Source organism: Streptomyces cyaneus (assembly GCF_004028635.1).
GTDB lineage: Bacteria > Actinomycetota > Actinomycetes > Streptomycetales > Streptomycetaceae > Streptomyces > Streptomyces cyaneus.
The window spans coordinates 466,136-488,689 of sequence record NZ_RQJW01000006.1; the positions used below are offsets into that span (position 1 = coordinate 466,136).

Below are 22,554 nucleotides of genomic sequence, written 5' to 3' on the forward strand. Positions count from 1 at the left end.
CCCCGTACACATGGAGCGCCGCACGATCGAACCCCGCCCCGGCTGGCAGCAGACCGTCGAGGAACAGGGGCTCATCTACCCCCTCACCCGCCACCCCGACAATTCCCTGCGCCCGTACTGGGACGAGAGCGCCCACTATGTGTTCTCGCTCCCGGAGGTCGAGGCGCTGGAGGAGGTCGTCGAGGAACTCCACCGCATGTGCCTCACGGCGGCCGAACACCTCGTCGTCTCCCGCCGCTTCGCCGACCTCGGCATCACCGACCCGCGCGTCGCGGACGCGGTCGCCGAGGCTTGGCGCCGGCGCGCCGAACTCCCCTCCGTCTACGGCCGCTTCGACCTCCACTACGACGGCACCGGCCCGGCGAAGCTCCTCGAGTACAACGCCGACACCCCCACCTCACTGGTCGAGGCCGCCTCGCCCCAGTGGTTCTGGATGGAGGAGCGCTTCCCCGGCGCCGACCAGTGGAACTCCCTCCACGAACGCCTCGTCGCCGCCTGGAAGAAGCAGTCCGCCCTGCTCCCGCCCGGCAACCCCCTCTACTTCGCCTACTCCTCCGCCGACGAACTCGGCGAGGACATGATGACGGTCGCCTATCTGAAGGAGACCGCGGAGCAGGCGGGCCTGGACACCAGCTGGATCTCCATGGAGGAGATCGGCTGGGACCGCCTCTCGGGCCGCTTCGTCGACAACCAACTCCGCTTCATCCGCAGCTGCTTCAAGCTCTACCCCTGGGAGTGGCTCACCACCGACCGCTTCGCCGACCACGTCCTCGACACCCTCGACAACGGCGGCGGCACGGGCACGACCCTCTGGATCGAACCCGCCTGGAAGATGCTCCTCAGCAACAAGGCCCTCCTGGCCATCCTCTGGGAGCTCTACCCGGACCACCCGAACCTCCTGCCCGCATATCTCGACGGCCCGAGGGAACTGGCGAGCACGACCGGCTACGTCGCCAAGCCCCTGCTGGGCCGGGAAGGCGCCGGCGTGACCATCCACGAACCCGGCGCCGAGGCAGTAGTCCGCGATGAGCCCTGCTGCTACCAGCAGTTGGCCCCGCTCCCCGCCTTCGACGGCAACCACGTCGTCCTCGGCGCATGGGTCGTCGAGGACGAGTCGGCGGGCCTCGGCATCCGCGAGTCGTCCGGCCTGATCACCGACGAGTACGCACGCTTCCTGCCCCACGTGATCCTGTAACGGCCCCACCCCGAGGGCGAGTCGCCCGGGCCGGCGCACCCGATGCCGCCGCCCGGCCCGGCTCCCCCGAACCACCGTCCACGACCCTGCCGGCAGATCTCCAGCATCACGCCGACGCCGACCACCCGGCCATCCGCATACGACGGAAACCGCACCCGGCAGCTCACCCGGCGTGACGCCACCCTCCGCCCCGAACCCGCGTCACGAAGCCGAGTCGGCTCACATCCCGAGCACGCCCCGCAACTGCGCAAGCCCCCAGTCCAGATCCTCCTTCCCGATCACCAGCGGTGGCGCGATGCGGATCGTCGCCGTGGGGGCACCGCTCGCGCCCTTGAGGCTGTGGGGGAGGGTGTCCTTCACCAGCACCCCCCGGTCCATCAGCTTCTCGGACACCTCCCGCCCCGAGCCGTAGGCACGGGCGATGTCGACCCCGGCCCACAGACCGCGCCCCCGAACCGCCGTCACCCGCCCCGTCCCCGCCAACAGCCCCAGCTCCCGGTGCAGATGCTCGCCCAGCTCCGCCGCCCGCGCCTGGAACTCGCCCGTCCGCAGCATCGCGATCACCTCCAGCGCCACCGCACAGGCCAGCGGATTCCCACCGAAGGTCGACCCGTGCTCCCCGGGCTGGAACACCCCGAGCACCGCGGCGCTGGACACCACCGCCGACACCGGCACGATCCCGCCCCCGAGCGCCTTGCCGAGCACGTACACATCCGGCACCACCCCCTCGTGCTCGCACGCGAAGGTACGACCCGTGCGCCCCAGCCCCGACTGGATCTCGTCCGCCACGAACAGCACGTTCCGCTCCCGCGTCAGCTCCCGCACCGCCGGCAGATAGCCGGCCGGCGGCACGAGAACCCCCGCCTCGCCCTGGATCGGCTCCAGCAACACGGCCACGGTGTTCTCCGTCAGCGCATCCCGCATCGCCGTCAGATCCCCGTACGGCACGATCTCGAAGCCCGGCGTGTACGGCCCGAAGTCCGCCCGCGCCTCCGGGTCGGTGGAGAAGCTGATGATCGTCGTCGTACGGCCGTGGAAGTTGTTGCCCGCGACGACGATCTTGGCCATCTCCGCCGGCACGCCCTTGACCCGGTACCCCCACTTCCGGGCGGTCTTCACCGCCGTCTCCACCGCCTCCGCCCCCGTGTTCATCGGCAACACCATCTCCATCCCGCACAGCTCGGCGAGCTGCTCGCAGAACGCCGCGAACCGGTCGTGATGAAACGCCCGCGACGTCAACGTCACCCGCTCCAGCTGCGCCTTCGCCGCCTGAACGATCCGGCGATTGCAGTGCCCGAAGTTGAGCGCCGAATACCCGGCCAGCAGATCCAGATACCGCCGCCCCTCCACATCCGTCATCCAGGCCCCGTCCGCCGTCGCCACCACGACCGGCAACGGGTGATAGTTGTGCGCGCTGTGCGCGTCGACCGCGGCGATCAGGGATTCGGTGGTGCTCGACGTACTCACGGGGCTCTCCGTTTCCGCCACCACGAGGGCTCGTGCTCCGCCAGTCACGAGGCTCGTGGCCACTGTCCATTTCCGGCCGTACGAGTGCTTTGCGGCCCCTTCCTATCGTTGCTCGCATGGTGGACGCGGGACCATGCGACATCGGCGCGCCCGGTAGGCTGATCGACGGGCCGTGACTGGCGCGCTGGGATGGACCAACCATCGGGGAGCGGCCCCTGGACCGAGTCCAGACCGAGTGCCGTGCGCCTGGGCCGTACCGTGATCGCTGCACACGACGTCCGGAGGTCCCCATGTCAGCCGAGCCCCTCTCCAACGAGTCCACCGCCTTCCGTGCCGCCCTCGACGTGATCCGCGCCGTCGAGCCGCGCGTGGCCGATGCCATCGGCCAGGAGGTCGCCGACCAGCGCGAGATGCTCAAACTGATCGCCTCCGAGAACTACGCCTCCCCGGCCACCCTCCTGGCGATGGGTAACTGGTTCAGCGACAAGTACGCCGAGGGCACCATCGGCCGCCGCTTCTACGCCGGCTGCCGCAACGTCGACACCGTCGAGTCCCTCGCCGCCGAGCACGCCAAGGAGCTCTTCGGCGCCCGCCACGCCTACGTCCAGCCCCACTCCGGCATCGACGCCAACCTCGTCGCCTTCTGGTCCGTCCTCGCCGCCCGCGTCGAGGCCCCCGCCCTGGAGAAGGCCGGCGTCCGCCAGGTCAACGACCTCTCCGAGGCCGACTGGGCCGAGCTCCGCCAGGCCTTCGGCAACCAGCGCATGCTCGGCATGTCCCTGGACGCCGGCGGCCACCTCACCCACGGCTTCCGCCCGAACATCTCCGGCAAGATGTTCGACCAGCGCTCCTACGGCACCGACCCCGCCACGGGCCTGATCGACTACGAGGCGCTGCGCACCTCCGCCCGCGAGTTCAAGCCGCTGATCATCGTCGCCGGCTACTCCGCCTACCCCCGTCTCGTGAACTTCCGGATCATGCGCGAGATCGCCGACGAGGTCGGCGCCACGCTCATGGTCGACATGGCCCACTTCGCCGGTCTCGTCGCCGGCAAGGTCCTCACCGGCGACTTCGACCCGGTCCCGCACGCCCAGATCGTCACCACCACCACCCACAAGTCGCTGCGCGGCCCGCGCGGCGGCATGGTCCTGTGCGACGACTCCCTCAAGGACCAGGTCGACCGCGGCTGCCCGATGGTCCTCGGCGGCCCGCTCCCGCACGTCATGGCCGCCAAGGCCGTCGCCCTCGCCGAGGCCCGCCAGGAGTCCTTCCGCGACTACGCCCAGCGCATCGTCGACAACTCCCGGGCGCTGGCGGAAGGCCTGATGCGCCGGGGCGCGACCCTCGTGACCGGCGGCACGGACAACCACCTGAACCTGATCGACGTCGCCTCCTCCTACGGCCTCACCGGCCGCCAGGCCGAGGCCGCGCTCCTCGAATCCGGAATCGTCACCAACCGCAACGCCATCCCCGCCGACCCCAACGGCGCCTGGTACACCTCCGGCATCCGCATCGGCACCCCTGCCCTGACCACCCGTGGCCTGGGCACCGCCGAGATGGACGAGGTCGCCGCCCTCATCGACCGCGTCCTGACCACCACCGAGCCCGGCACCACCAGCAAGGGCGCCCCGTCCAAGGCCCAGCACGTCCTCGACCCGAAGGTCGCCGACGAGATCTCCCACCGCGCCACCGACCTCGTGGCCGGCTTCCCGCTGTACCCGGAGATCGACCTCGGCTGACAGCCGCACCAAAGCGCCAGGGACCTCACACGTCCAGGTCGATCAACTCCTGTCGTGGCTCCTCCCGCGGCGGTCCGGCTCCCGGCCGGGCCGCCGCGCGGCGTATCAGCAGCGTCCCGCCGACGCCGGTCGCGACCCCGACGACCAGCCCTGCCACCGCCCACCCGGGATCACCCATCACCGGGCCGGGCCGGTCCCCGGCGGCAGCGACCTCGACCAGCCCGTCCTCCGTCTCACCGAGCAGCCCCGCCAGGTCCAGCCGCTCGAAGACCGAGCGCGGCGCCCGATGCCAGCGGATGTCGTCGTCCTCCACTTCCGGTGCGAGATCCGAGCGCACCCAGGGTGTGCCGTCCGCGGTCACGAACAGCTGGTCCTGCCGCTGAACGGCCACGTCCCCTCCCGGAGGCCGGTTCGTCCGCGGCCAGCCGCCGACCTCGGTCAGTCCCCAGACCACGGTGATCCGCATCGGCGGATGACGTCCCTCGACCCAGTCCTCCGCCACCCGCTCCGTACCGACGTATGTCGGCTGCAACAGCTGCCACAGGCGGGCGAAGGCCGACTCGCCGGAGCGCAACGCCGTCGTCCGTCCCGTGCCGCCCGCGACGACCATCGCCACGTCGGGTACGTCCCCGCCCTGCGTCGGCGCTGCTGCGGCGCTCGGCGCGGGGCCGGACAGGACCAGCGCTGCCGCCACCGGTGCGAGCAGTACCGCGAGCCGTACGGATCCACCCAGACCGGCCCTCATGCGTCCCGCAGCTCCTGCCTCGGCCCCGGCTCACCCCGCAGACGGTCCAACGGCAGCAGCCGGGTGGCGAAGGGGCGTAGTACCAGCGCGAGCACCGCTCCGGCCGCCGCGCCGGGCACCGCCCACCACCAGTCAGTGCCGTCACCCGACCCCGACCCCGACCCCGACCGGGCAGGGGACGCCCCGGTCGCCTTGTCCGCAGCGTCGGTCGTGAGGTCGGAGGAGTCCTTCGCGGCATCGTCCGCCCCGCCCTCCTGCCACCCCGGCGGGAAGATCGCAGCCGTTCCCCCGCCCGAGACCTTGCCCATCAGGCCCAGCTTCTTGAGCAGGGCGCGCAGCTGGGACGGATGATCGGCGCGGTGCCAGGTGCCGTTCGTCGTGCTGTCCAGGTTCGCCGCTGTGTGTATCCAGACGTCCTGTCCCTTGTCGACCGGGTAGACCCGGTCCAGGCGCCACGGCGTCACGTCATGGACCATCCACGTGATGTTGATCTGGCGGGCCACAGTCAGGCCTGCCTCGGGCGGCTTGTCACGGGTGCCCTTGCCCGCTGTGCCGAGCAGCTGCTCCAGCTCTCCGTACTCCCTGTCGGAGTAGTAGAGCGCTGCCGTCTCCGTGCTCTCCGGTGAGACCAGGAGCACGCTTGTCGGTCCTCCGGCCGACGCGGGCGCCGCACCCCACACCAGGAGGGCCAGGGCCGCCACCAACGCCCCTGTCAGCGCTGCCAGTTCACGGCACCTACCCCTCCAACCGGCCCCGTGCCCGCGCGATCCGCCTCCCGAGCAGCCGAGCCCCTGCCCCCGCAATCGGTCCCCCCAGCGGCCGACCTCATGTCCGCACATCCGAACCCCCGAGCCAAGCGATCCCCGTGCGGCCCGTCCCCGAGCCGCAATGTCACTTCTGGTACACCGCCCGACCCGCCTGGGTTCCCATCCCACTCCGACTATTTCCGGACCGGCCTCCTCCGGTCTGGCCCCCTTCGGAGTGGCCCCGTCGGACAGGCCCCGTCGGGACCGACTACCTCGATGGCTCCTCGGACGGCCTCTCCAGCGACCGCGCGATCTCCACCGCCCGCTCCTTCGACGCCACCCCTTCCAGCCGCAGCGTCACCGGCTCGCCCTCGGCCCTGTGGGCCCACAGCAGCGTCGCCCCCGCCGTCCGTTCCTCGCGCGCGTAGCGCTCCCCGCCGGTGTCCACCAGCCAGAACGTCAGCAGGTGCGGTCGGGGGAACCACAGGGCCGGGTCGGAGGTGGCGCCGTCCGGGGTGTGGGGGTCCAGGGAGATCCATTCCGGCGGTTCGCGCACGGTCTTGGTGAAGCCGATGTCCAGGTTCGCCCGCCGCTGGTCCAGCCGTATCGTGCGCCCGTCCTCACGCCAGCACAGGCTCACCAAGAACCGTCCCGGCGGTTCACCCGTCACCGCGACCGTGTCCGGCATGCCGAGCTCCTCAGGCACCAGCGGCTCGAACCCGGCCCGGCGCTCGGCCTGGGCGAGCGACACCGGGCGGCCGCAGCCGGGCACCTCGGCGCCGGGGGAGGGCACGGCCGACGGGTCGTACCGCACCTCGACACCGGCGAAGTCGAACCAGTCGAGGACCGCTGCCCGCACCGGGGGCGTGAGCGCGAGCACCGTAAGCAGGCCGCACAGCGCCGCGGTCAGCGAACGCCACCGGACCTGGGTCCAGCGTCGCACCGCCCGCAGCCGCTCGGCCGGACCCGGCGGCTCGGCCACCGGCACGGGCAGCCGCTCGGCGAGTATCTGCCCCAGTACCCGCTCGACCATCGTCTCGGCGCCGTCCGCCGCACCCGGCGCGTCCAGGGAACGCCCGAGTGCCCGCAGCTCCTCCGGCAGCTGTGTCGCGTCCGAACGCCGACCGCGATCACCCGCGCCTCCGCCGCCGGCGCGCAGACCATTCCGATCGGCGCCTTCGCCGGACCCGGTGCCGTCACTCACGCTCATCACCCCCTTCCCGAGGCTGAAAATCCGGCAGCAAGCGCCCCAGCTTCCGCAGCGCGCGGTTCAGCCGGGATTTCACCGTGCCCCGGGGCCAGCCCAGGGCCTGGGCCGTCTCGGACTCGTCCATCTCCAGGAGATAGCGGTAGGTGACGACCAGGCGGTGCTCCTCGCTCAGCTTTTCCAGCGCGGCCTGCAGGGCGGCGCGGCGCTCTATCTCCAGTGCGGCCACCGCCGGGTCCGCCGATTCCGGTATCAGCGGCTGTGCCTCCACGAACGCCGCCTCGCGCCCGGCGAGGGTGCGCTGGCGGGCCGCCGTGCGCACTGTGTTCCTCGTCTCATTGGCCACGATGGACAGCAGCCATGGCTTGAACGCCGCGCCGTCCTTGAACCGGCCCAGCGAGCAGTACGCCTTGACGAAGGCCTGCTGCACCACGTCCTCCGCGTCCGCACCCGCCCCGAGCGCGGCGGCCGCCCTGAGCGCGATGCCCGTATGAGCCCGCACCAGCTGCGCGTACGCCTCCGGCTCCCCGGCTCGTACGCGTGCGATCACCGCGGCCTCATCGTCGATGCGGCCCCCCTCCCGCGTTTTCACACTCTTGGTACACCGCTCGGACCGGATCGGTTCCCAGCTGTGTCACATCTGTTTCCGAGCGGTTCCGGATCGGCCCCCGACACCTGAGAGAATGGTGAGCATGGCCTCTGATCGACCCCGCGTGCTCTCCGGAATTCAGCCCACCGCAGGCTCGTTCCACCTCGGCAACTACCTCGGTGCCGTCCGCCAGTGGGTGGCGCTGCAGGAGACCCACGACGCGTTCTACATGGTCGTCGACCTGCACGCGATCACGGTCCCGCAGGACCCGAAGGAGCTGCGCGCCAACACCCGCCTGGCCGCCGCACAGCTCCTCGCCGCCGGACTCGACCCCGAGCACTGCACGCTGTTCGTCCAGAGCCACGTCCCCGAGCACGCCCAGCTCGCCTGGGTCATGAACTGCTTCACCGGCTTCGGCGAGGCGTCCCGCATGACCCAGTTCAAGGACAAGTCCGCCAAGCAGGGCGCCGAGCGGGCGTCGGTCGGCCTGTTCACGTACCCGATCCTGCAGGTCGCGGACATCCTGCTGTACCAGGCCAACGAGGTGCCTGTCGGCGAGGACCAGCGCCAGCACATCGAGCTCACGCGCGACCTCGCCGAGCGCTTCAACGGCCGCTTCGGCCAGACCTTCACCGTCCCGAAGCCGTACATCCTCAAGGAGACGGCGAAGATCTACGACCTTCAGGACCCGTCGATCAAGATGAGCAAGTCGGCGTCCACGCCGAAGGGCCTCATCAACCTTCTCGACGAACCCAAGACCACCGCCAAGAAGGTCAAGAGCGCGGTCACCGACACCGACACCGTCATCCGCTACGACGTCGAGAACAAGCCGGGCGTCAGCAACCTGCTCACGATCTACTCGACCCTCACGGGGACGGGAATCGCGGAACTGGAGCAGAAGTACGACGGCAAGGGCTACGGTGCGCTCAAGACGGACCTCGCCGAGGTCATGGTCGAGTTCGTGACGCCCTTCCGGGAGCGCACCCAGCAGTATCTGGACGACCCGGAGACGCTGGACTCGATCCTGGCCAAGGGCGCGGAGAAGGCGCGCGCCGTCGCCGCGGAGACGCTCTCCCAGGCGTACGACAGGGTGGGCTTCCTGCCCGCGAAGCACTGAGCCCGTACAGCGCTGCATATCACTACGGTTGCGCCTGCCCGCAGCCCGGCCGTAGCCGTACAGTCGATAGCCGAGTGGCTGCCACGGCGGCCACTCACGCTCACCAACAGACGACAGGAGATGACGTGGGGACCGTAACGATCGGCGTGTCGATCGCGGTCCCGGAGCCTCACGGCAGCCTGCTCCAGGAGCGGCGCGCGGGCTTCGGCGACGCCGCGGCTCACGGCATCCCCACGCACGTCACGCTGCTGCCGCCGACAGAGGTCGACGCCTCGCTGCTGCCCGCGATCGAGGACCACCTCGTCGAGGTCGCGGCCGCCGGCCGTGCCTTCCCCATGCGGCTGTCCGGCACCGGCACCTTCCGGCCCCTCTCACCCGTCGTCTTCGTCCAGGTCGTCGAGGGCGCCGAGGCCTGCACCTGGCTGCAGAAGCAGGTCCGTGACGCCTCTGGGCCCGTGGCACGCGAACTGCAGTTCCCGTACCACCCGCATGTCACGGTCGCGCACGGAATCGACGACGAGTCGATGGACCGCGCCTTCGAAGAACTGGCCGACTACCAGGCCGGATGGCCCTGCACCGGCTTCGCCCTCTACGAACAGGGCGCCGACGGCGTGTGGCGCAAGCTGAAGGACTTCACCTTCGGGGGCACGGTGGTTCCGCCGCAGGCGGGCCATGTGGAGCACGGGTCCATCCCGGCGAGTTAGCTCCGCTGGTCGGGCCGCGAGTGGGGTGCCACGGTTTGCCGTCGAGCGTCTGCCTCGCCGTTGTGGTTGGTCGCGCCCGCGCCGCGGAGCCGCATTTGGACACAGCCTCGCGCCCCCTGGGCGCTTCAGATCGGTAGGCGGCGGAACAGCCCGCGCGGCGCATGCCGCAGTGCCGACATCACCAGTCGGAGCGCGCCCGGGACCCACACCGTCTCCGAGCGTCGGCGCAGGCCCACTTCGATGGCCGTCGCGACCGCCTCCGGGGTGGTCGCGAAGGGGGCTTCCGCCAGGCCGGTGGTCATCTTCGAGCGTACGAATCCGGGGCGTACGACCATGACGTGCACGCCCGTTCCATGCAGTGCGTCGCCCAGGCCCTGGGAGAAGGCGTCGAGGCCGGCCTTGCTGGAGCCGTAGATGAAGTTGGCGCGGCGGGCCCGCTCACCGGCGACCGAGGAGAGGACGACGAGCGAGCCGTGGCCCTGGGACTGGAGGGCGCCGGCGCTGACCAGGCTCGCCGACACGGCGCCCGTGTAGTTGGTCTGGGCGACGCGTACCGCGTTCAGCGGCTCACGCTCGTCGCGCGCCTGGTCGCCGAGGACTCCGAAGGCGAGGAGCACCATGTCGATGTCGCCCTCCGCGAAGACCTTGCCGAGCACCGCCTCGTGGGACTCGGGGTCGAGCGCGTCGAAGGCCACGGTGTGCACGTCGGCACCCAGGGCGCGCAGCTCGGCCGCGGACTGCTCAAGGGCGGGCGACGGACGGCCCGCCAGCCAGACCGTGCGGGTACGGCGCGCGATCAGGCGGCGTGCGGTGGCCAGCGCGATCTCGGACGTACCGCCGAGGACGAGCAGGGACTGGGGGATGCCGAAGGCGTCCTTCACGACAGCTCCTAGAGGGATCTGAGAGTCCGAGGGATCTGAGGGGCCGAGGAATCTGAGGGTTCGAGAGATCTGAGGGTTCGAGAGATCTGAGGGTCCGAGAGTTCTAAAGGCCGAGGCGGCGGGCCAGGTCCGACACGAACACCCCGCGCGGGTCGAGCTCCGCGCGCAGCGCGCGGAAGTCGTGCAGGCGGGGGTACATCGCGGCGAGCAGGTCGGGCCGTAGCCGGGAGTCCTTGGCGAGGTAGACCCGCCCGCCTGCCGTGGCCACCTCCTCGTCCAGCTCGTCGAGGAGAGCGGCGAGGCCGGGCAGGCCGGCCGGGATGTCCAGGGCCAGCGTCCAGCCGGGGACGGGGAAGGAGAGCCAGCCGGGATCGGCGTCTCCGAAACGCTTGAGGACGGCCAGGAAGGACGGGCAGCGGTGCTCGGAGATGCGCCGCACGATCCGGCGCAGGGCGTCCTCCTGGCCGTGTCCGACGACGAACTGGTACTGCACGAAGCCGCCCCGGCCGTAGATCCGGTTCCAGTGGGGGACGCCGTCCAGCGGGTGGAAGAAGGCGGAGAGCCTCTGCAGTTCGCCGGTACGCGCGCGTGGAGCCTTGCGGTACCAGAGCTCGTTGAACCAGCCGACCGTCCGGCGGCTCAGCAGTCCTTCCGGCAGGAAGGCGGGCGCGGCGGGCAGGCGGGAGGGGCGGAAGGCGAGCGGCTCTCTACGCGCGCGCGTGCCTTCACGCAGCGCCTCCAGGGGCGCGTGGTCGCCGCGCGTGAGCACCGCGCGGCCCGTCGCCGCGCCGCGCGCCAGCAGGTCGATCCACGCGACCGAGTAGCGGTAGTGCTCGTCGGTGGCGACCAGGCGTGCCATCAGGTCGTCGAGGTCCCGCGCGCGTTCCGTGTCGACCGACATCAGCGAGGTCTCCACCGGCTGGAGTTGGACCGTCGCGGTCAGGATCACGCCGGTCAGGCCCATGCCGCCGGTGGTGGCGTCGAACAGGGGTGTGCCGCGGCGGACGGTGCGGATCTCGCCGTCGGCGGTGAGGAGCTCCAGGGACAGGACGTGGCGGGAGAAGGAGCCCGAGACGTGGTGGTTCTTGCCGTGGATGTCGGCGCCGATCGCTCCGCCGACCGTCACATAGCGGGTGCCGGGCGTCACCGGCACGAACCAGCCGAGCGGCAGCAGCACTTCCATCAGCCGGTGCAGGGAGACACCCGAGTCGCACAGCACGGTGCCGCCGTCGGCGTCGATCGCGTGGACGCGGTCCAGGCCCGTCATGTCGAGCACCGCGCCCCCGGCGTTCTGCGCCGCGTCCCCGTACGCCCGCCCCAGGCCCCTCGGGATGCCCCCGCGGGCCCCACAGCCCCGAACGGCTGCCGCGGCCTCCTCGTACGTCCGTGGGCGGATCAGACGGGCGGTGGTGGGGGCGGTGCGGCCCCATCCCGTGACGGAGACGGTGTCGGCAGGCATGTCCGCGACCGTAGCGCCCCTATATGGACTACTAGTTCTGAAACATCCCCTGTCTCCCCAAAATGGGTGATTAATGGGATGTCGCCCAATATGTTCGTAGTTATGGCGAGGTGGACGTGAACAGTGAGTCCACATGGACCGCCTCGACGACATGGACCACCGAAGCCGCGGGGGCACGGACCGACGGAGCCTTCGGGGCACCGAACACCGGATCCTTTCGGCGTTCCACGCCCGCGGCCGCGACCCCCGCGTCGCCACCGCCGCGCGCGCCCTGTCCTGGGCCGGCGAGCACGGCGCGCTGTGGCTGGCGGCGGGCCTCGCGGGGGCCGCCGTGGACAGGGGGCGACGCGGCGCCTGGTTGCGCGGCACGGCGCTCACCGCGGGGGCGCACCTCGTCAGCATGGGTGTGAAAAGGCTGGTGCGCCGCCCGCGCCCGGCGCACGTCACACCCCTCGTGCATACCGCCGGCCGACACTCCTTCCCCAGCTCCCATGCGACCTCCGCAGCGGCGGCCGCCGTCGCCTACGGCGCGCTCGGCGCGTATGTGATCCCGCCGCTCGCCGCCGCGATGTGCGTGTCACGCCTGGTCGTAGGCGTGCACTACCCCTCGGACGTGGCGGCGGGCGCGGCCCTGGGGGCGCTCACGGCGTGCGCCGGGGCGGGCTGGATGAGGAGGGGGAGCGCCCGTGACTGAGGCAGCGCGCCTCACGAGTGCCGCGCACACCACGGAGGCAATGCTCCACGAGCAGCGCACGCCCCCGCGGCAGGCCGCACCACCACCCCGCAAGGGCGGCCTCGGCGCGCTCGCGAAAGGCCTCCTCAGGACCGCGCGCCCCAAGCAGTGGGTCAAGAACATCCTGGTCATCGCCGCTCCCGCCGCCGCCGGCGAGCTCTTCTCGACCCGCGCCCTGATCCAACTCGCGCTCGTCTTCGCCCTCTTCACCGCCTGTGCCGCCGCCGTGTATCTGGTCAACGACGCCCGTGACGCCGAAGCGGACCGCGCGCACCCCACCAAGCGCTGCCGCCCGGTCGCCGCCGGACAGGTCCCCGTGCCCGTCGCGTACGCCGTCGGAGGCGCCCTCGCCGTCCTCGCGCCGGCCGTCGCGGCCTGGCTGACCTCGCCCGCCGTGGCGGCCCTGCTCACGGCGTACCTCGTTATGCAACTGGCGTACTGCGTCAGCCTCAAGCACGTCCTGGTCGTCGACCTCGTCGTCGTCACGACCGGGTTCCTGATGCGGGCGATGGTCGGCGGGCTCGCGCTCGGCATCCCGCTGTCGCGCTGGTTCCTCATCACGACCGGGTTCGGGGCGCTGTTCATGGTGTCGGCCAAGCGCTACTCAGAAGCCGTGCAGATGGCCGGAAAAGAGGGCGCCACGCGTGCGTTGCTCACCGAGTACACCACCGGCTATCTGCGCTTCGTCTGGCAGTTGGCGGCCGGGGTCGCCGTCCTCGCGTACTGCCTGTGGGCCATGGAGGAGGGCGGCCTCCCGCACACCAGCGTGCTGCCCTGGCGCCAGCTGTCCATGGTCGCCTTCATCCTCGCGATCCTGCGCTACGCCGTCTTTGCCGACCGCGGCACGGCGGGCGAACCCGAGGACGTCGTCCTGCACGACCGCGCGCTCGCCCTCATCGGTATGGCATGGCTGGCGATGTACGGGCTGGCGGTAGCCAATTGGTAGGCACGCGTGCGTGGGGCGACCGACGCGAACTCCTCGGCTTCGCCGCCGTCGGTCTCCTCGCCTACGCCGTCGACCTCGCCCTCTTCACCTGCCTCCGCGGTCCCGCCGCCCTGGACCCCCTCACCGCCAAGGCCCTCTCCTTCATCGCCGGCTGCACGGTCGCCTACGCCGGGAACGCGCTCGGCACCTACCGCCACACCCACCCTAGAGGCGTGCGCCCTTGTGCCGTCTTCTTCGCGGTGAACATCGCCGGAGCGGTCGTACAGCTTCTGTGTCTCACCGTGAGCCACTACGGCCTCGGCCTCACCTCGCAGCGCGCGGACACGGTCTCCGGGGCAGGAATCGGGATGGTGCTGGCTACAGTTCTGCGGTTCTGGGGCACTCGGACATTGGTCTTCCGCACCGAGGGCAGAGTCGGGTCATGGACTGGCTGAAGAAACTTCCCGGCGTCGGGCCGATGGTGGCCCGGCTGATGACCACGCACGCGTGGCGGTCGTACGAGCGCATGGACCGGGTGAAGTGGACACGGCTGGCCGCCGCGATGACGTTCACCAGTTTCGTCGCGCTGTTTCCGTTGCTCACCGTGGCCGCCGCGATCGCCGCCGCGACGCTCAGCACGGGGCAGCAGGACGAGCTCGAGGACAAGATCGCCGACCAGGTCCCCGGCATCGCCGACCAGCTCGACATCGACGCCCTCGTCCAGAACGCCGGCACCGTCGGCCTCATCGCCGGCGCCGTCCTGCTGTTCACCGGCATCGGCTGGGTCGGCTCCATGCGCGAGTGTCTGCGCGCGGTGTGGGAACTGCCCGAGGACGAGGGGAATCCTGTCCTGCGCAAGGCCAAGGACGCGGGCGTCCTGGTCGGCTTCGGGGGCGCCGTGCTCGTGACGCTCGCGGCCTCCGCCGTCGCCTCCGCCATGGTCGGCTGGATCACCCGGCAGCTCGGCATCGACGAGGGCGGCTGGGGCGGCGTGCTGCTGCAGATCGCCGCCTTCCTCGTCGCCGTACTCGCCGACTTCCTGCTTCTGCTCTACGTCCTGACCCTGCTGCCCGGCGTCGAACCGCCGCGCCGTCGGCTGATGGTGGCCGCGCTGATCGGCGCGGTCGGGTTCGAGCTGCTGAAGCTGCTGCTGAGCGGCTATATGCAGGGCGTGGCCACGAAGAGCATGTACGGCGCGTTCGGCGTGCCGGTCGCCCTGCTGCTGTGGATCAACTTCACCTCGAAGCTGGTGGTGTTCTGCGCCGCCTGGACGGCGACGCAGGGCAAGGAGGTCGAACTCGCCGACGCCTCCGAAGAGACGGGCGAGACCGAGAAGCCAGGGGGCCCCGAGAAGGCCGGGGACCCGGAGCCCGGGGTCCCCGAGAAGCCCGGGGTCAGGGGCGGCTCCGGCGGCGCACCAGGTCGGGCAGCGGCCACCGGCGGTTGATCAGGAACGCGCCCGCCGCGAGCAGCACCAGCAGCCCGCCGGTGATCCCCAGCGCGACCCCGATGCCGCTCGAGCCGCCCGCGGCCGAGGCGCCCACCGCCGGCTTCGAGGACTCCTCGGCGTTCCCGGCGCCACCGGCCTCCCCGGAGTCGTTCGCACCCGGCTGCGCGCCGGCCTGAGTCGCGCTCTTCGGCGGCACCAGCTCACCCACCGGCTGCACCTTGCCTGCCGCCTGGAAGCCCCAGTCGAACAGCCGCGCGGTCTCCTTGTAGACCTCGTTGTGCTCGCTCTTCTCCGGGTTCATGACCGTGACGAGCAGCACCTTGCCGCCCCGCTCGGCCACGCCCGTGAAGGTGGCGCCGGCGTTGGTGGTGTTGCCGTTCTTGACGCCGGCGATGCCCTGGTAGACGGAGATGTCGGAGTCGCCGCTCAGCAGCCGGTTGGTGTTCTGGATCTCGAAGGACTCCCGGACGGACTTGCCCTTCTTGCTCTTCTTCGTCTCGCCCGGGAACTTGGCGGTGACGGTCGAGCAGTACTCGCGGAAGTCCTTCTTCTGGAGCCCGGAGCGGGCGATCAGGGTGAGGTCGTACGCAGACGAGACCTGGCCCGGAGCGTCGTAGCCATCGGGCGACACCGCGTGCGTGTCGAGTGCCTGGAGCTCCTCGGCGTGCTCGTTCATCTCCTTGACGGTGTTCTTGATGCCCTTGTTCATCTTCGACAGCACATGCACGGCGTCGTTGCCGGAGCGCAGGAAGACCCCGAGCCACAGGTCGTGGACGGAGTACGTCTCGCCCTCCTTTATCCCGACCATGCTGGAGCCGGAGCCGATGTCCGCCAGGTCGGACGGGACGACCTTGTGCTCCATGGTCTTCGGGAACTTCGGCAGCACCGTGTCCGCGAACAGCATCTTCATGGTGCTCGCGGGCGGCAGCCGCCAGTGCGCGTTGTGCGCCGCCAGCACATCGCCGGACTCGGCGTCGGCGACGACCCAGGAGCGGGCGGTGAGGTCCTTGGGCAGCACGGGGACGCCGCTCGCGAGGTTCACCTGCGTGCCGGGCTGCCCCAGCCGGTCGCCGCCCACGGTCGACATGTTCGCCGGGGGAGTGGCCGAGGGGCTCGTACTCGGTGACGGCTTGGGAGCCGCGTAGGAGACGGGCGCGGTCAGCGCGAGGGACGACAGGACGGCGGAAGTGACCAGCAGGGAGCGCCTGACGGTCTTCTTGGGTGCGGGCACGACCGAGAACGTACATGCCGTTGCCATGGAAGTCCCGCTTCTGCCCCCACCCCGCTCGGAGGACCGGACACGCGACGGCGATACTGAACTCATGAAGCTCAGCCGCCCCGTCTCCTGGTTCCTGCTCGCCTTCGGGGTGTGGAGCTGGGTCATCTGGGTCACTTTCGTCAAAAACCTGATCAAGGACAGCAGCGGGCTCGCGTTCGACGACGGTCACCCGACGGCGTACTTCTGGGTGCACCTGGTGCTCGCCGTCGTCTCCTTCGTATTGGGGACGGTCGTCGGGGTCATCGGGTTGCGCGGAGTGCGCGCACTGCGCCGGACGTCATAGGAACTCGGCCGACGCCCCGGGCGTTCACTCAGCACGCAACGGAAAGGGAACGTCGGCGTGGTCATCGTCTTCGCGCTTGTCGCACTGCTCGTCCTGTCCGCCCTGGTGGCGGGCAACTGGCTGGTGTGGCGCCGCCTGTTCCGCGACACGACCCGCGGCCCCGGGTTCGTGCGACGCGCGGGCGTGGTGGTGATCGCCGGCGGCTGGGTGCTGACGGTCGGTGCCCTAGTCGCCGAGCGCGGGGGCGCGCCCTTCCGACTCCAGCAGATCCTGGCCTGGCCGGGCTTCCTGTGGCTGGCCCTGTCGATATACCTGCTGTTGGGTGTGCTGGCGGGTGAACTCGTACGGCCATTGCTGCGTCGGTGGCTCGAACGGCGGGCGCGCGCGGAGGAGCCCGTAGAGGAGCAGCCGGTGCTCGCGCCGGCGGGAGCGACGGCGGTCACGGCACTCGCCTCGACACCCGCCGCGACGCCTGCTACGACCCCCGCCACCCAGCCGGCCGATCCTCAGATGCTCCCGCCCGCGTCCGCCCCGACCTCGGCGCTCACGACCGCCCCGCCCCCGCCGTCCGCGAGCGACCCGACCCCGACCCCGGCCCCCGACCCGGATCCCGCGGACCCCTCCCGCTCCCTGGCCGCCCCGACCCGCCGTCTCTTCGTCTCCCGAGTCGTCGCCGGTGCCGCAGCCGCGGCCGCCGTGGGAACCGTCGGCTACGGCACCTACGGCGTGCTGCGTGGCCCGAAGGTGAAGCGGGTCACCGTCCCGCTGGCCAAGCTCCCGCGCGCGGCGCACGGTTACCGGATCGCGGTCGTCAGCGACATCCACCTGGGCCCGGTCCTGGGCCGGGGCTTCGCCCAGAAGGTCGTCGACACGATCAACGGCACCCAGCCCGACCTCATCGCGGTGGTCGGCGACCTGGTGGACGGCAGCGTGAAGGACCTCGGTCCGGCGGCGGCCCCGCTCGCCCAACTCCGGGCAAGACATGGCGCGTTCTTCGTCACCGGCAACCACGAGTACTTCTCGGGCGCCGAGCAGTGGGTGGACGAGGTACGCCGCCTGGGCCTGCGCCCCCTGGAGAACGCGCGCACCGAACTGCCCCACTTCGACCTGGCCGGCGTCAACGACGTCGCGGGCGAGAGCGAGGGCCAGGGCCCCGACTTCGCCAAGGCCCTCGGCGACCGGGACAGGGCACGCGCGTGCGTGCTCCTCGCCCACCAGCCGGTCCAGATCCACGACGCCGTCGACCACGGCGTCGACCTCCAGCTCTCCGGCCACACCCACGGCGGCCAGCTCTGGCCCGGCAACCTCGTCGCGGACCTGGCCAACCCGACCCTGGCCGGCCTTGAGCGCTACGGCGACACCCAGCTGTACGTCAGCCGGGGCGCGGGCGCCTGGGGTCCGCCGACACGCGTGGGCGCCCCGTCGGACATCACGGTGATCGAGCTGGCGTCCCGTCAGGCCTGAGGACCGCCGTCGGCCGTCCCTCAACCCGCCACCCCCGACCTGTGAACAGCCTGTGAAACCTGCCGGAAACCCCCGTAGGTAAGTTCTTTCCCATGTCGCCAGAATCCTCTTCCCCCTGATGAAACCCGTGTGATTAGGTGTGCGCGCCACTTAGGGGAGTGGCGTAAATCCATTGCTCATGCGGGGGCCCTTCGAGGGCCTGGGGAGAGGGCACACCCATGCGTTCGGTTCGCATGCGGATTCTCGCGACGCTGCTCGTGCTGGCGGCCGTGGGAGTGGGCGGCTGGCAGCTGTTGCCGTCGCAGCAGAACGACGACAGGACCATCACGGTCGGCACGACGGACGACGTGACGGCGCTGGACCCGGCGGGCGCCTATGACGCCGGTTCCTGGGCGCTGTTCAGCAACGTCTTCCAGTCACTGCTGACCTTCGAGCCGGGCGGGGTCGCACCCGTGCCGGACGCGGCGCAGAGCTGCGCCTTCGCCGGCGCCGGCCTGAAGACCTACCGCTGCGACCTGCGCGAGGGCCTCACCTTCCCGAGCGGGCGCGCGATGACCGCCGAGGACGTCAAGTACTCCTTCGACCGCGTCAAGCGGATCAAGTCGGACGTGGGCCCGTCCTCCCTGCTGGACACCCTCGGTTCGGTGAGTGCGAGCGGCCGCACGGTCACCTTCCATCTGTCCTCGCCCGACGCCACGTTCCCGCTCAAGGTGGCCACCGGGGTGGGCGCCATCGTCGACCGCGAGAAGTATCCGGCCGACGCGCTGCGCAGCGACAACGCTGTCGACGGCACCGGCCCGTACACCCTGACCGCGTACACCAAGGGCAAGGAGGCCGTCCTCGCGCCCAACTCGCACTACCAGGGCGCCCTCAAGGGCACCGGCCGTCCCGTCGAACTGCGCTACTACGCCGACTCGGACGCCCTCAACAGCGCGTGGAAGGAGAAGCGGATCGACGTCGCCACCCGCACGCTGCCGCCCGAGGTCCTCGCCGGCCTGAACGCCGCCGACCCCAGCCAGCGCGTCTCCGAGGCCGACAGCTCCGAGATCCGCAATCTCTACTTCGACACCCGCGCGGGTTCACCCCTGCACGACGTCCGGGTCCGCCAGGCCATGGCCTGGCTGATCGACCGCGAGAAACTGGCCGCCACGGTGTACAAGGGAACCGTCGACCCGCTGTACTCGCTGATCCCGACCGGCATCACCGGCCACACGACGTCGTTCTTCGACACCTATCCCGAACTCAGCACCGCCAAGGCGCGCGCCCTGCTCACCGAGGCCGGCGTCAGCCTGCCCGTCCGCTTCACCTACGGCTACGGCATCGGCCGCGGCTCAGGAGCCGAGGAGGCCGCGGAGATCAAGCGGCAACTGGAGTCGAGCGGTTTGTTCAAGGTGACGGTCAAGGGATACGAGTGGACCGACTTCCAAAAGCGCTGGGCGGGCGGCAAGCTCGACGCGTACGCCGTCGGCTGGGTCGCCGACTTCCCCGACCCGGACACCTACGGCGGCCCGCTCGTCGGCACCGACGGCACCATGAACACCGGGTACAGCAACAAGGCCGTCGACCGGCTGATCATGTCCAGCCAGCAGTTCGCCGACCGCAGCGAGGCCACCCGGGACTTCCGCTCACTGCAGGAGGCCGTGGCCCGCGACGTCCCGGTGATCCCGCTGTGGCAGGCCAAGGAGTACGTCGTCACCAGCGAGGACGTCGGCGGTGGCCAGTATCTGTCGGACGGCACCGGTGTCTTCCGGCTCTGGCGCCTCACCTGGATCTGACGCGATCTCGCTGCCTGGACATTTCATGCGGGGATGCCAGGAAGGCACTCGGCGCTGCACCATGTGACGGAGGTGTGCGCGGGGTGAGGAGCAAACGTGTTGAGACGCAATGCCTTCCGGCTGCCCCGGCACCCGGCGTCCGTCGGCCTCGCCCGGCACCGGGTCAGGGACCACCTGGCCGACTGGGGGCACGGACCACGTGATCCGGCGCTTCAGGACGCGGTGCTGCTCGTCTCCGAGCTGGCCACCAACGTCGTACGCCACGGCCCGCTCCTGGAGCGCGAGTTCGAGGTCGCCGTGACCGCGCTCGCCGACGGCTCCTGTCTGATAGAGGTGTCGGACGAGGGCCAACTCGAGCCTCGGCTACGGGTGGTGGGGGAGTGGGAGGAGACCGGCCGCGGCCTGCACCTGGTGGAGAACCTGGCGGCGGCGTGGGGGGTGTGGAGCCGGGGGAGGCACGGGAAGACGGTGTGGGCGCTGATCCTCGTCGACGCCAACCCATGAGACGCGGCAAAGTTTTACGGCTGTAAAGCCACCCCCCTCGGCAGCTTCAATGTGACGGCAGCGTCACCGTCACCGCCAGCCCCTCACCCGGCGCCGTCCGCACCGCCACCTCCCCGCCGTGTGCCTCCACCACCCCCTGCACGATCGCCATCCCCAGCCCGCTGCCCGCACCCCCGCCGGCCCGGAAGAACCGGTCGAAGACACGTGCCGCGTCCTCCTCGCACAGCCCCGGCCCCTTGTCCTCGACACGCAGCCGTACGACCCCGTCCGCCCGCTCCACCCCCAGATGCACCGGCACATCGGCCGGCGTGTGCGTGCGTACGTTGCTCAGCAGGTTGCCCAGCACTTGCCGCAGCCCCGACTCGTCGGCGTGCACGAGCAAGGTGCCCTCGGCGCCGACCGTGATGGGCCGCTCGGGCTGCTGCACCCGCAGATCCTCGGCGGCGTCGCGCACCAGGCGGCTCAAGTCGACGTTGCGGAAACGCAGTTCGGGGCGCTGGTCGAGACGGGCGAGGGTGAGCAACTCGTCGACGAGGTGCCCCATGCGGTCGACCTCGCCGTTCATCCGGTCCCAGACACGTCTGCGCTCGGCCGGTTCCGGCAGCATCCCCTTGTCGTACAGCTGGAGGTAGCCGCGTATCGCGGACAACGGAGTGCGCAGCTCGTGCGAGGCGTCGCCGACGAAGCGGCGCAGCTGGGCCGCGCTGCGCTCGCGCGTGCGGTACGCCGACTCCACCTGGTGGAGCATGGAGTTGAGGGCGACCCGCAGCTGTTCGACCTCCAGGGTCGGGTCGCGGCTGGAGGGGACGCGCCGGGTCAGATCGCCCTCGGCGATCGCCGACGAGGTCTCGACCATGTCCTCCAGCGGCCGCATCCGGCGGCGCACGCTGAACATCGTCAGACAGCCGAGCAGGGCCAGCAGCAGGGTGCCGACGGCGAGGTCCATCCTCAGTGCCTTGCCCATGCCCTCGTGCAGGCCCTCGGTCGGGACGGCGATCAGCACGACCGTCCCGTCCGACAACCGCGCGCCGACCATCCGGTGGCGGGCACCCTCGACCCGCACGTCCCGCGGCTCCTCGCCGGCGGCGAGGGCGACCGGGTCCTTCGCGGCGGCCGCGAGGGCACGCTGGCGCGGTGTCGGCTTCAACGGCCCCAGGGCCACCGGCTGCCCTGCGGAGTCGACCGCGACGTACACCATGGTCGGGCTCGGCAGCGGATCCGTGTCCGTCGACCCGCCGTCGGTGAATCTGTCCAGTGCGATGCCGAGTTCGCTCAGTGACTCGATCTGCCGCAGGGTGAACCCGGCGTTCGCCAGCGTGGTGCGCGCACTCTTCAGTTCGGTGTCGACCTTGTCGAGCAGATAGAACCGCGCGGTCATCAGGCTGACCGCGGTCGCCACGACGATGCCGACGGCCAGCAGCGCCACATTCGCCAGCGTCAGCTTGCCGCGCAGCGAGTGGACGCCGCGCCGACGGCAGACGTCGAGGATCCCGGGAGCCCTCATGCCAGCCCGTATCCGACGCCCCGCCGCGTGGTGATCACCGGCGGTCCCAAGGCGTCCAGCTTGCGGCGCAGATAGCTGATGTAGGTCTCCACGACGGTCGACTCGGGCGGTGTGTGCTCGTACTGCCAGACATGGCGCAGGAGTTGCTCCTTGGGCACGATCCGGCCGCCGTTGCGCACCAGGAAGCGCAGCAACGCGTACTCGGTGGGGGTGAGTTCGACGGTGCGGCCCGCGCGGCGCACCGAGTACGTCGTCTCGTCCAGCTCCAGGTCGCCGTAGCGCAGCGGCGGCCGCTGCGGGAGGACGTCGGCCGGTCGGGTGCGGCGCAGTACCGCCGTGATGCGGGCGACGACCTCGTCGATGTTGAACGGCTTGGTGATGTAGTCGTCGCCGAAGCCGAGGGCGCCGACGATCTCGGCGGGCGAGTCGCGCGCGGTGAGGAAGACGAGCGCCAGGTCCGGGCGGCGCTCGCGCAGTTCACGCCCGAGGGCGCGGCCGTCCCCGTCCGGGAGCATGACGTCGAGCAGCGCCACGTCGGGCCGGGTGTGCTCGGCGAGGGCGAGCGCCTCGCGGACCGTGCCCGCGATCATGACCTCGAACCGGTGGTAGCGCAGGGCGATGGCGAGGACGTCAGCGATGCTCTCCTCGTCCTCCACGACCAGCACGGTGCCAGAACCCGTCGTCATGCCCCCAGTATCGGCGGGGCCACTGACAGTCGGGCTCCTTCGCCCTTTGGAGTTCCTTGAGAGTCATGGCCGTCGCCTGCCACGCGCGCGCGGCGCCACCAA

The 22,554-nt window shown here is 70.9% G+C and carries 22 protein-coding genes and 1 riboswitch; of the genes, 12 read left to right on the forward strand and 10 right to left on the reverse strand.

Annotated features, from left to right (window positions below; translation table 11 throughout):
• The first annotated feature begins 10 nt into the window (after positions 1-10).
• Entirely contained in the window at positions 11-1,195 is a 1,185-nt protein-coding gene (locus tag EHO50_RS24285; protein ID WP_128433273.1) for a glutathionylspermidine synthase family protein, read from the forward strand.
• Between the two features lie 219 nt (positions 1,196-1,414).
• On the opposite strand, the gene rocD is transcribed toward EHO50_RS24285, so the two are convergent.
• Complete coding sequence (rocD, locus tag EHO50_RS24290) at positions 1,415-2,662, reverse strand: ornithine--oxo-acid transaminase (RefSeq protein ID WP_128433274.1); 1,248 nt, start codon at positions 2,660-2,662, stop codon at positions 1,415-1,417.
• Between the two features lie 162 nt (positions 2,663-2,824).
• Positions 2,825-2,921: riboswitch (ZMP/ZTP riboswitch) on the forward strand.
• 31 nt (positions 2,922-2,952) lie between these two features.
• Between rocD and EHO50_RS24295 the strand changes: the two genes are divergently transcribed.
• Positions 2,953-4,401, forward strand: coding sequence for a glycine hydroxymethyltransferase (locus EHO50_RS24295; RefSeq protein ID WP_128433275.1), 1,449 nt, complete (start codon positions 2,953-2,955; stop codon positions 4,399-4,401).
• 25 nt (positions 4,402-4,426) lie between these two features.
• On the opposite strand, the gene EHO50_RS24300 is transcribed toward EHO50_RS24295, so the two are convergent.
• The 4 genes from EHO50_RS24300 to EHO50_RS24315 form a co-directional block, all read right to left on the reverse strand.
• Positions 4,427-5,146 (reverse strand): hypothetical protein, encoded by a 720-nt coding sequence (locus tag EHO50_RS24300; RefSeq protein ID WP_246101375.1) that lies wholly within the window; start codon positions 5,144-5,146, stop codon positions 4,427-4,429.
• Positions 5,143-5,784, reverse strand: coding sequence for a hypothetical protein (locus EHO50_RS24305; RefSeq protein WP_246101377.1), 642 nt, complete (start codon positions 5,782-5,784; stop codon positions 5,143-5,145). Before EHO50_RS24305 ends, EHO50_RS24300 begins: the two co-directional genes overlap by 4 nt.
• Positions 5,785-6,160: 376 nt before the next feature.
• Positions 6,161-7,102: a hypothetical protein gene (locus tag EHO50_RS24310; protein ID WP_246101380.1), complete on the reverse strand. Its 942-nt coding sequence runs from the start codon at positions 7,100-7,102 to the stop codon at positions 6,161-6,163.
• Positions 7,089-7,649 carry an RNA polymerase sigma factor gene (locus tag EHO50_RS24315; protein ID WP_128433276.1) on the reverse strand — a complete coding sequence of 187 codons (561 nt, stop codon included), beginning with the start codon at positions 7,647-7,649 and terminating at the stop codon, positions 7,089-7,091. The genes EHO50_RS24310 and EHO50_RS24315 overlap by 14 nt, the downstream gene beginning before the upstream one ends.
• Positions 7,650-7,791: 142 nt before the next feature.
• On the opposite strand from EHO50_RS24315, the gene trpS reads away from it, so the two are divergent.
• On the forward strand, positions 7,792-8,805 hold the full coding sequence (trpS, locus tag EHO50_RS24320; RefSeq protein ID WP_128433277.1) for a tryptophan--tRNA ligase: 1,014 nt from the start codon (positions 7,792-7,794) through the stop codon (positions 8,803-8,805).
• A gap of 125 nt (positions 8,806-8,930) precedes the next feature.
• Positions 8,931-9,509 carry a 2'-5' RNA ligase family protein gene (locus tag EHO50_RS24325; protein WP_128433278.1) on the forward strand — a complete coding sequence of 193 codons (579 nt, stop codon included), beginning with the start codon at positions 8,931-8,933 and terminating at the stop codon, positions 9,507-9,509.
• A 125-nt stretch (positions 9,510-9,634) separates the two neighbouring features.
• Here the strand turns inward: EHO50_RS24325 and dprE2 are convergent, their stop codons facing one another.
• Together dprE2 and dprE1 are read right to left on the reverse strand one after the other, a co-directional pair.
• Positions 9,635-10,390, reverse strand: coding sequence for a decaprenylphospho-beta-D-erythro-pentofuranosid-2-ulose 2-reductase (gene dprE2, locus EHO50_RS24330; protein WP_128433279.1), 756 nt, complete (start codon positions 10,388-10,390; stop codon positions 9,635-9,637).
• A gap of 103 nt (positions 10,391-10,493) precedes the next feature.
• A complete protein-coding gene (gene dprE1, locus EHO50_RS24335; protein WP_128433280.1) occupies positions 10,494-11,849 on the reverse strand; it encodes a decaprenylphosphoryl-beta-D-ribose oxidase in 1,356 nt (451 codons plus the stop codon).
• 133 nt (positions 11,850-11,982) lie between these two features.
• On the opposite strand from dprE1, the gene EHO50_RS24340 reads away from it, so the two are divergent.
• The 4 genes from EHO50_RS24340 to EHO50_RS24355 are packed head-to-tail and all read left to right on the forward strand — an operon-like array spanning position 11,983 to position 14,954.
• Positions 11,983-12,543, forward strand: coding sequence for a phosphatase PAP2 family protein (locus tag EHO50_RS24340; RefSeq protein ID WP_425472251.1), 561 nt, complete (start codon positions 11,983-11,985; stop codon positions 12,541-12,543).
• 40 nt (positions 12,544-12,583) lie between these two features.
• Positions 12,584-13,528 (forward strand): decaprenyl-phosphate phosphoribosyltransferase, encoded by a 945-nt coding sequence (locus EHO50_RS24345; protein WP_128433507.1) that lies wholly within the window; start codon positions 12,584-12,586, stop codon positions 13,526-13,528.
• Positions 13,489-13,962 (forward strand): GtrA family protein, encoded by a 474-nt coding sequence (locus EHO50_RS24350; RefSeq protein ID WP_128433281.1) that lies wholly within the window; start codon positions 13,489-13,491, stop codon positions 13,960-13,962. Before EHO50_RS24345 ends, EHO50_RS24350 begins: the two co-directional genes overlap by 40 nt.
• Positions 13,950-14,954, forward strand: coding sequence for a YihY/virulence factor BrkB family protein (locus tag EHO50_RS24355; RefSeq protein WP_128433282.1), 1,005 nt, complete (start codon positions 13,950-13,952; stop codon positions 14,952-14,954). Before EHO50_RS24350 ends, EHO50_RS24355 begins: the two co-directional genes overlap by 13 nt.
• Here the strand turns inward: EHO50_RS24355 and EHO50_RS24360 are convergent.
• Positions 14,902-16,188: a D-alanyl-D-alanine carboxypeptidase family protein gene (locus EHO50_RS24360; protein WP_342786978.1), complete on the reverse strand. Its 1,287-nt coding sequence runs from the start codon at positions 16,186-16,188 to the stop codon at positions 14,902-14,904. The genes EHO50_RS24355 and EHO50_RS24360 overlap by 53 nt on opposite strands.
• Positions 16,189-16,279: 91 nt before the next feature.
• On the opposite strand from EHO50_RS24360, the gene EHO50_RS24365 reads away from it, so the two are divergent.
• From EHO50_RS24365 to EHO50_RS24380, 4 genes are all read left to right on the forward strand, one after another.
• The gene (locus tag EHO50_RS24365; RefSeq protein WP_048587018.1) at positions 16,280-16,519 is read left to right on the forward strand and encodes an SCO4848 family membrane protein; all 240 of its coding nucleotides are present in this window, start codon (positions 16,280-16,282) and stop codon (positions 16,517-16,519) included.
• Between the two features lie 57 nt (positions 16,520-16,576).
• A complete protein-coding gene (locus EHO50_RS24370) occupies positions 16,577-17,983 on the forward strand; it encodes a metallophosphoesterase (RefSeq protein ID WP_128433284.1) in 1,407 nt (468 codons plus the stop codon).
• Between the two features lie 218 nt (positions 17,984-18,201).
• Complete coding sequence (locus EHO50_RS24375) at positions 18,202-19,758, forward strand: ABC transporter substrate-binding protein (RefSeq protein WP_128433285.1); 1,557 nt, start codon at positions 18,202-18,204, stop codon at positions 19,756-19,758.
• Between the two features lie 96 nt (positions 19,759-19,854).
• The gene (locus EHO50_RS24380; protein WP_128433286.1) at positions 19,855-20,262 is read left to right on the forward strand and encodes an ATP-binding protein; all 408 of its coding nucleotides are present in this window, start codon (positions 19,855-19,857) and stop codon (positions 20,260-20,262) included.
• A gap of 46 nt (positions 20,263-20,308) precedes the next feature.
• Here the strand turns inward: EHO50_RS24380 and EHO50_RS24385 are convergent, their stop codons facing one another.
• Both EHO50_RS24385 and EHO50_RS24390 read right to left on the reverse strand, forming a co-directional pair.
• Positions 20,309-21,766, reverse strand: a complete 1,458-nt coding sequence (locus tag EHO50_RS24385) for a sensor histidine kinase (RefSeq protein WP_128433287.1) — start codon at positions 21,764-21,766, stop codon at positions 20,309-20,311.
• The gene (locus EHO50_RS24390) at positions 21,763-22,452 is read right to left on the reverse strand and encodes a response regulator transcription factor (protein ID WP_128433288.1); all 690 of its coding nucleotides are present in this window, start codon (positions 22,450-22,452) and stop codon (positions 21,763-21,765) included. The genes EHO50_RS24385 and EHO50_RS24390 overlap by 4 nt, the downstream gene beginning before the upstream one ends.
• Between the last annotated feature and the right edge of the window lie 102 nt (positions 22,453-22,554).

Bases quoted from the DNA above. Each gene is read 5' to 3' on its own strand.
- trpS (WP_128433277.1), top strand. From the start codon at position 7,792: ATGGCCTCTGATCGACCCCGCGTGCTCTCCGGAATTCAGCCCACCGCA.
- EHO50_RS24350 (WP_128433281.1), top strand. From the start codon at position 13,489: ATGGCTGGCGATGTACGGGCTGGCGGTAGCCAATTGGTAGGCACGCGT.
- EHO50_RS24310 (WP_246101380.1), bottom strand. From the start codon at position 7,102: ATGAGCGTGAGTGACGGCACCGGGTCCGGCGAAGGCGCCGATCGGAAT.
- EHO50_RS24285 (WP_128433273.1), top strand. From the start codon at position 11: ATGGAGCGCCGCACGATCGAACCCCGCCCCGGCTGGCAGCAGACCGTC.
- EHO50_RS24375 (WP_128433285.1), top strand. From the start codon at position 18,202: ATGCGTTCGGTTCGCATGCGGATTCTCGCGACGCTGCTCGTGCTGGCG.
- EHO50_RS24355 (WP_128433282.1), top strand. From the start codon at position 13,950: ATGGACTGGCTGAAGAAACTTCCCGGCGTCGGGCCGATGGTGGCCCGG.
- EHO50_RS24365 (WP_048587018.1), top strand. From the start codon at position 16,280: ATGAAGCTCAGCCGCCCCGTCTCCTGGTTCCTGCTCGCCTTCGGGGTG.
- EHO50_RS24340 (WP_425472251.1), top strand. From the start codon at position 11,983: ATGGACCGCCTCGACGACATGGACCACCGAAGCCGCGGGGGCACGGAC.
- EHO50_RS24295 (WP_128433275.1), top strand. From the start codon at position 2,953: ATGTCAGCCGAGCCCCTCTCCAACGAGTCCACCGCCTTCCGTGCCGCC.
- EHO50_RS24390 (WP_128433288.1), bottom strand. From the start codon at position 22,452: ATGACGACGGGTTCTGGCACCGTGCTGGTCGTGGAGGACGAGGAGAGC.
- EHO50_RS24300 (WP_246101375.1), bottom strand. From the start codon at position 5,146: ATGAGGGCCGGTCTGGGTGGATCCGTACGGCTCGCGGTACTGCTCGCA.
- dprE1 (WP_128433280.1), bottom strand. From the start codon at position 11,849: ATGCCTGCCGACACCGTCTCCGTCACGGGATGGGGCCGCACCGCCCCC.
- EHO50_RS24385 (WP_128433287.1), bottom strand. From the start codon at position 21,766: ATGAGGGCTCCCGGGATCCTCGACGTCTGCCGTCGGCGCGGCGTCCAC.
- EHO50_RS24345 (WP_128433507.1), top strand. From the start codon at position 12,584: ATGCTCCACGAGCAGCGCACGCCCCCGCGGCAGGCCGCACCACCACCC.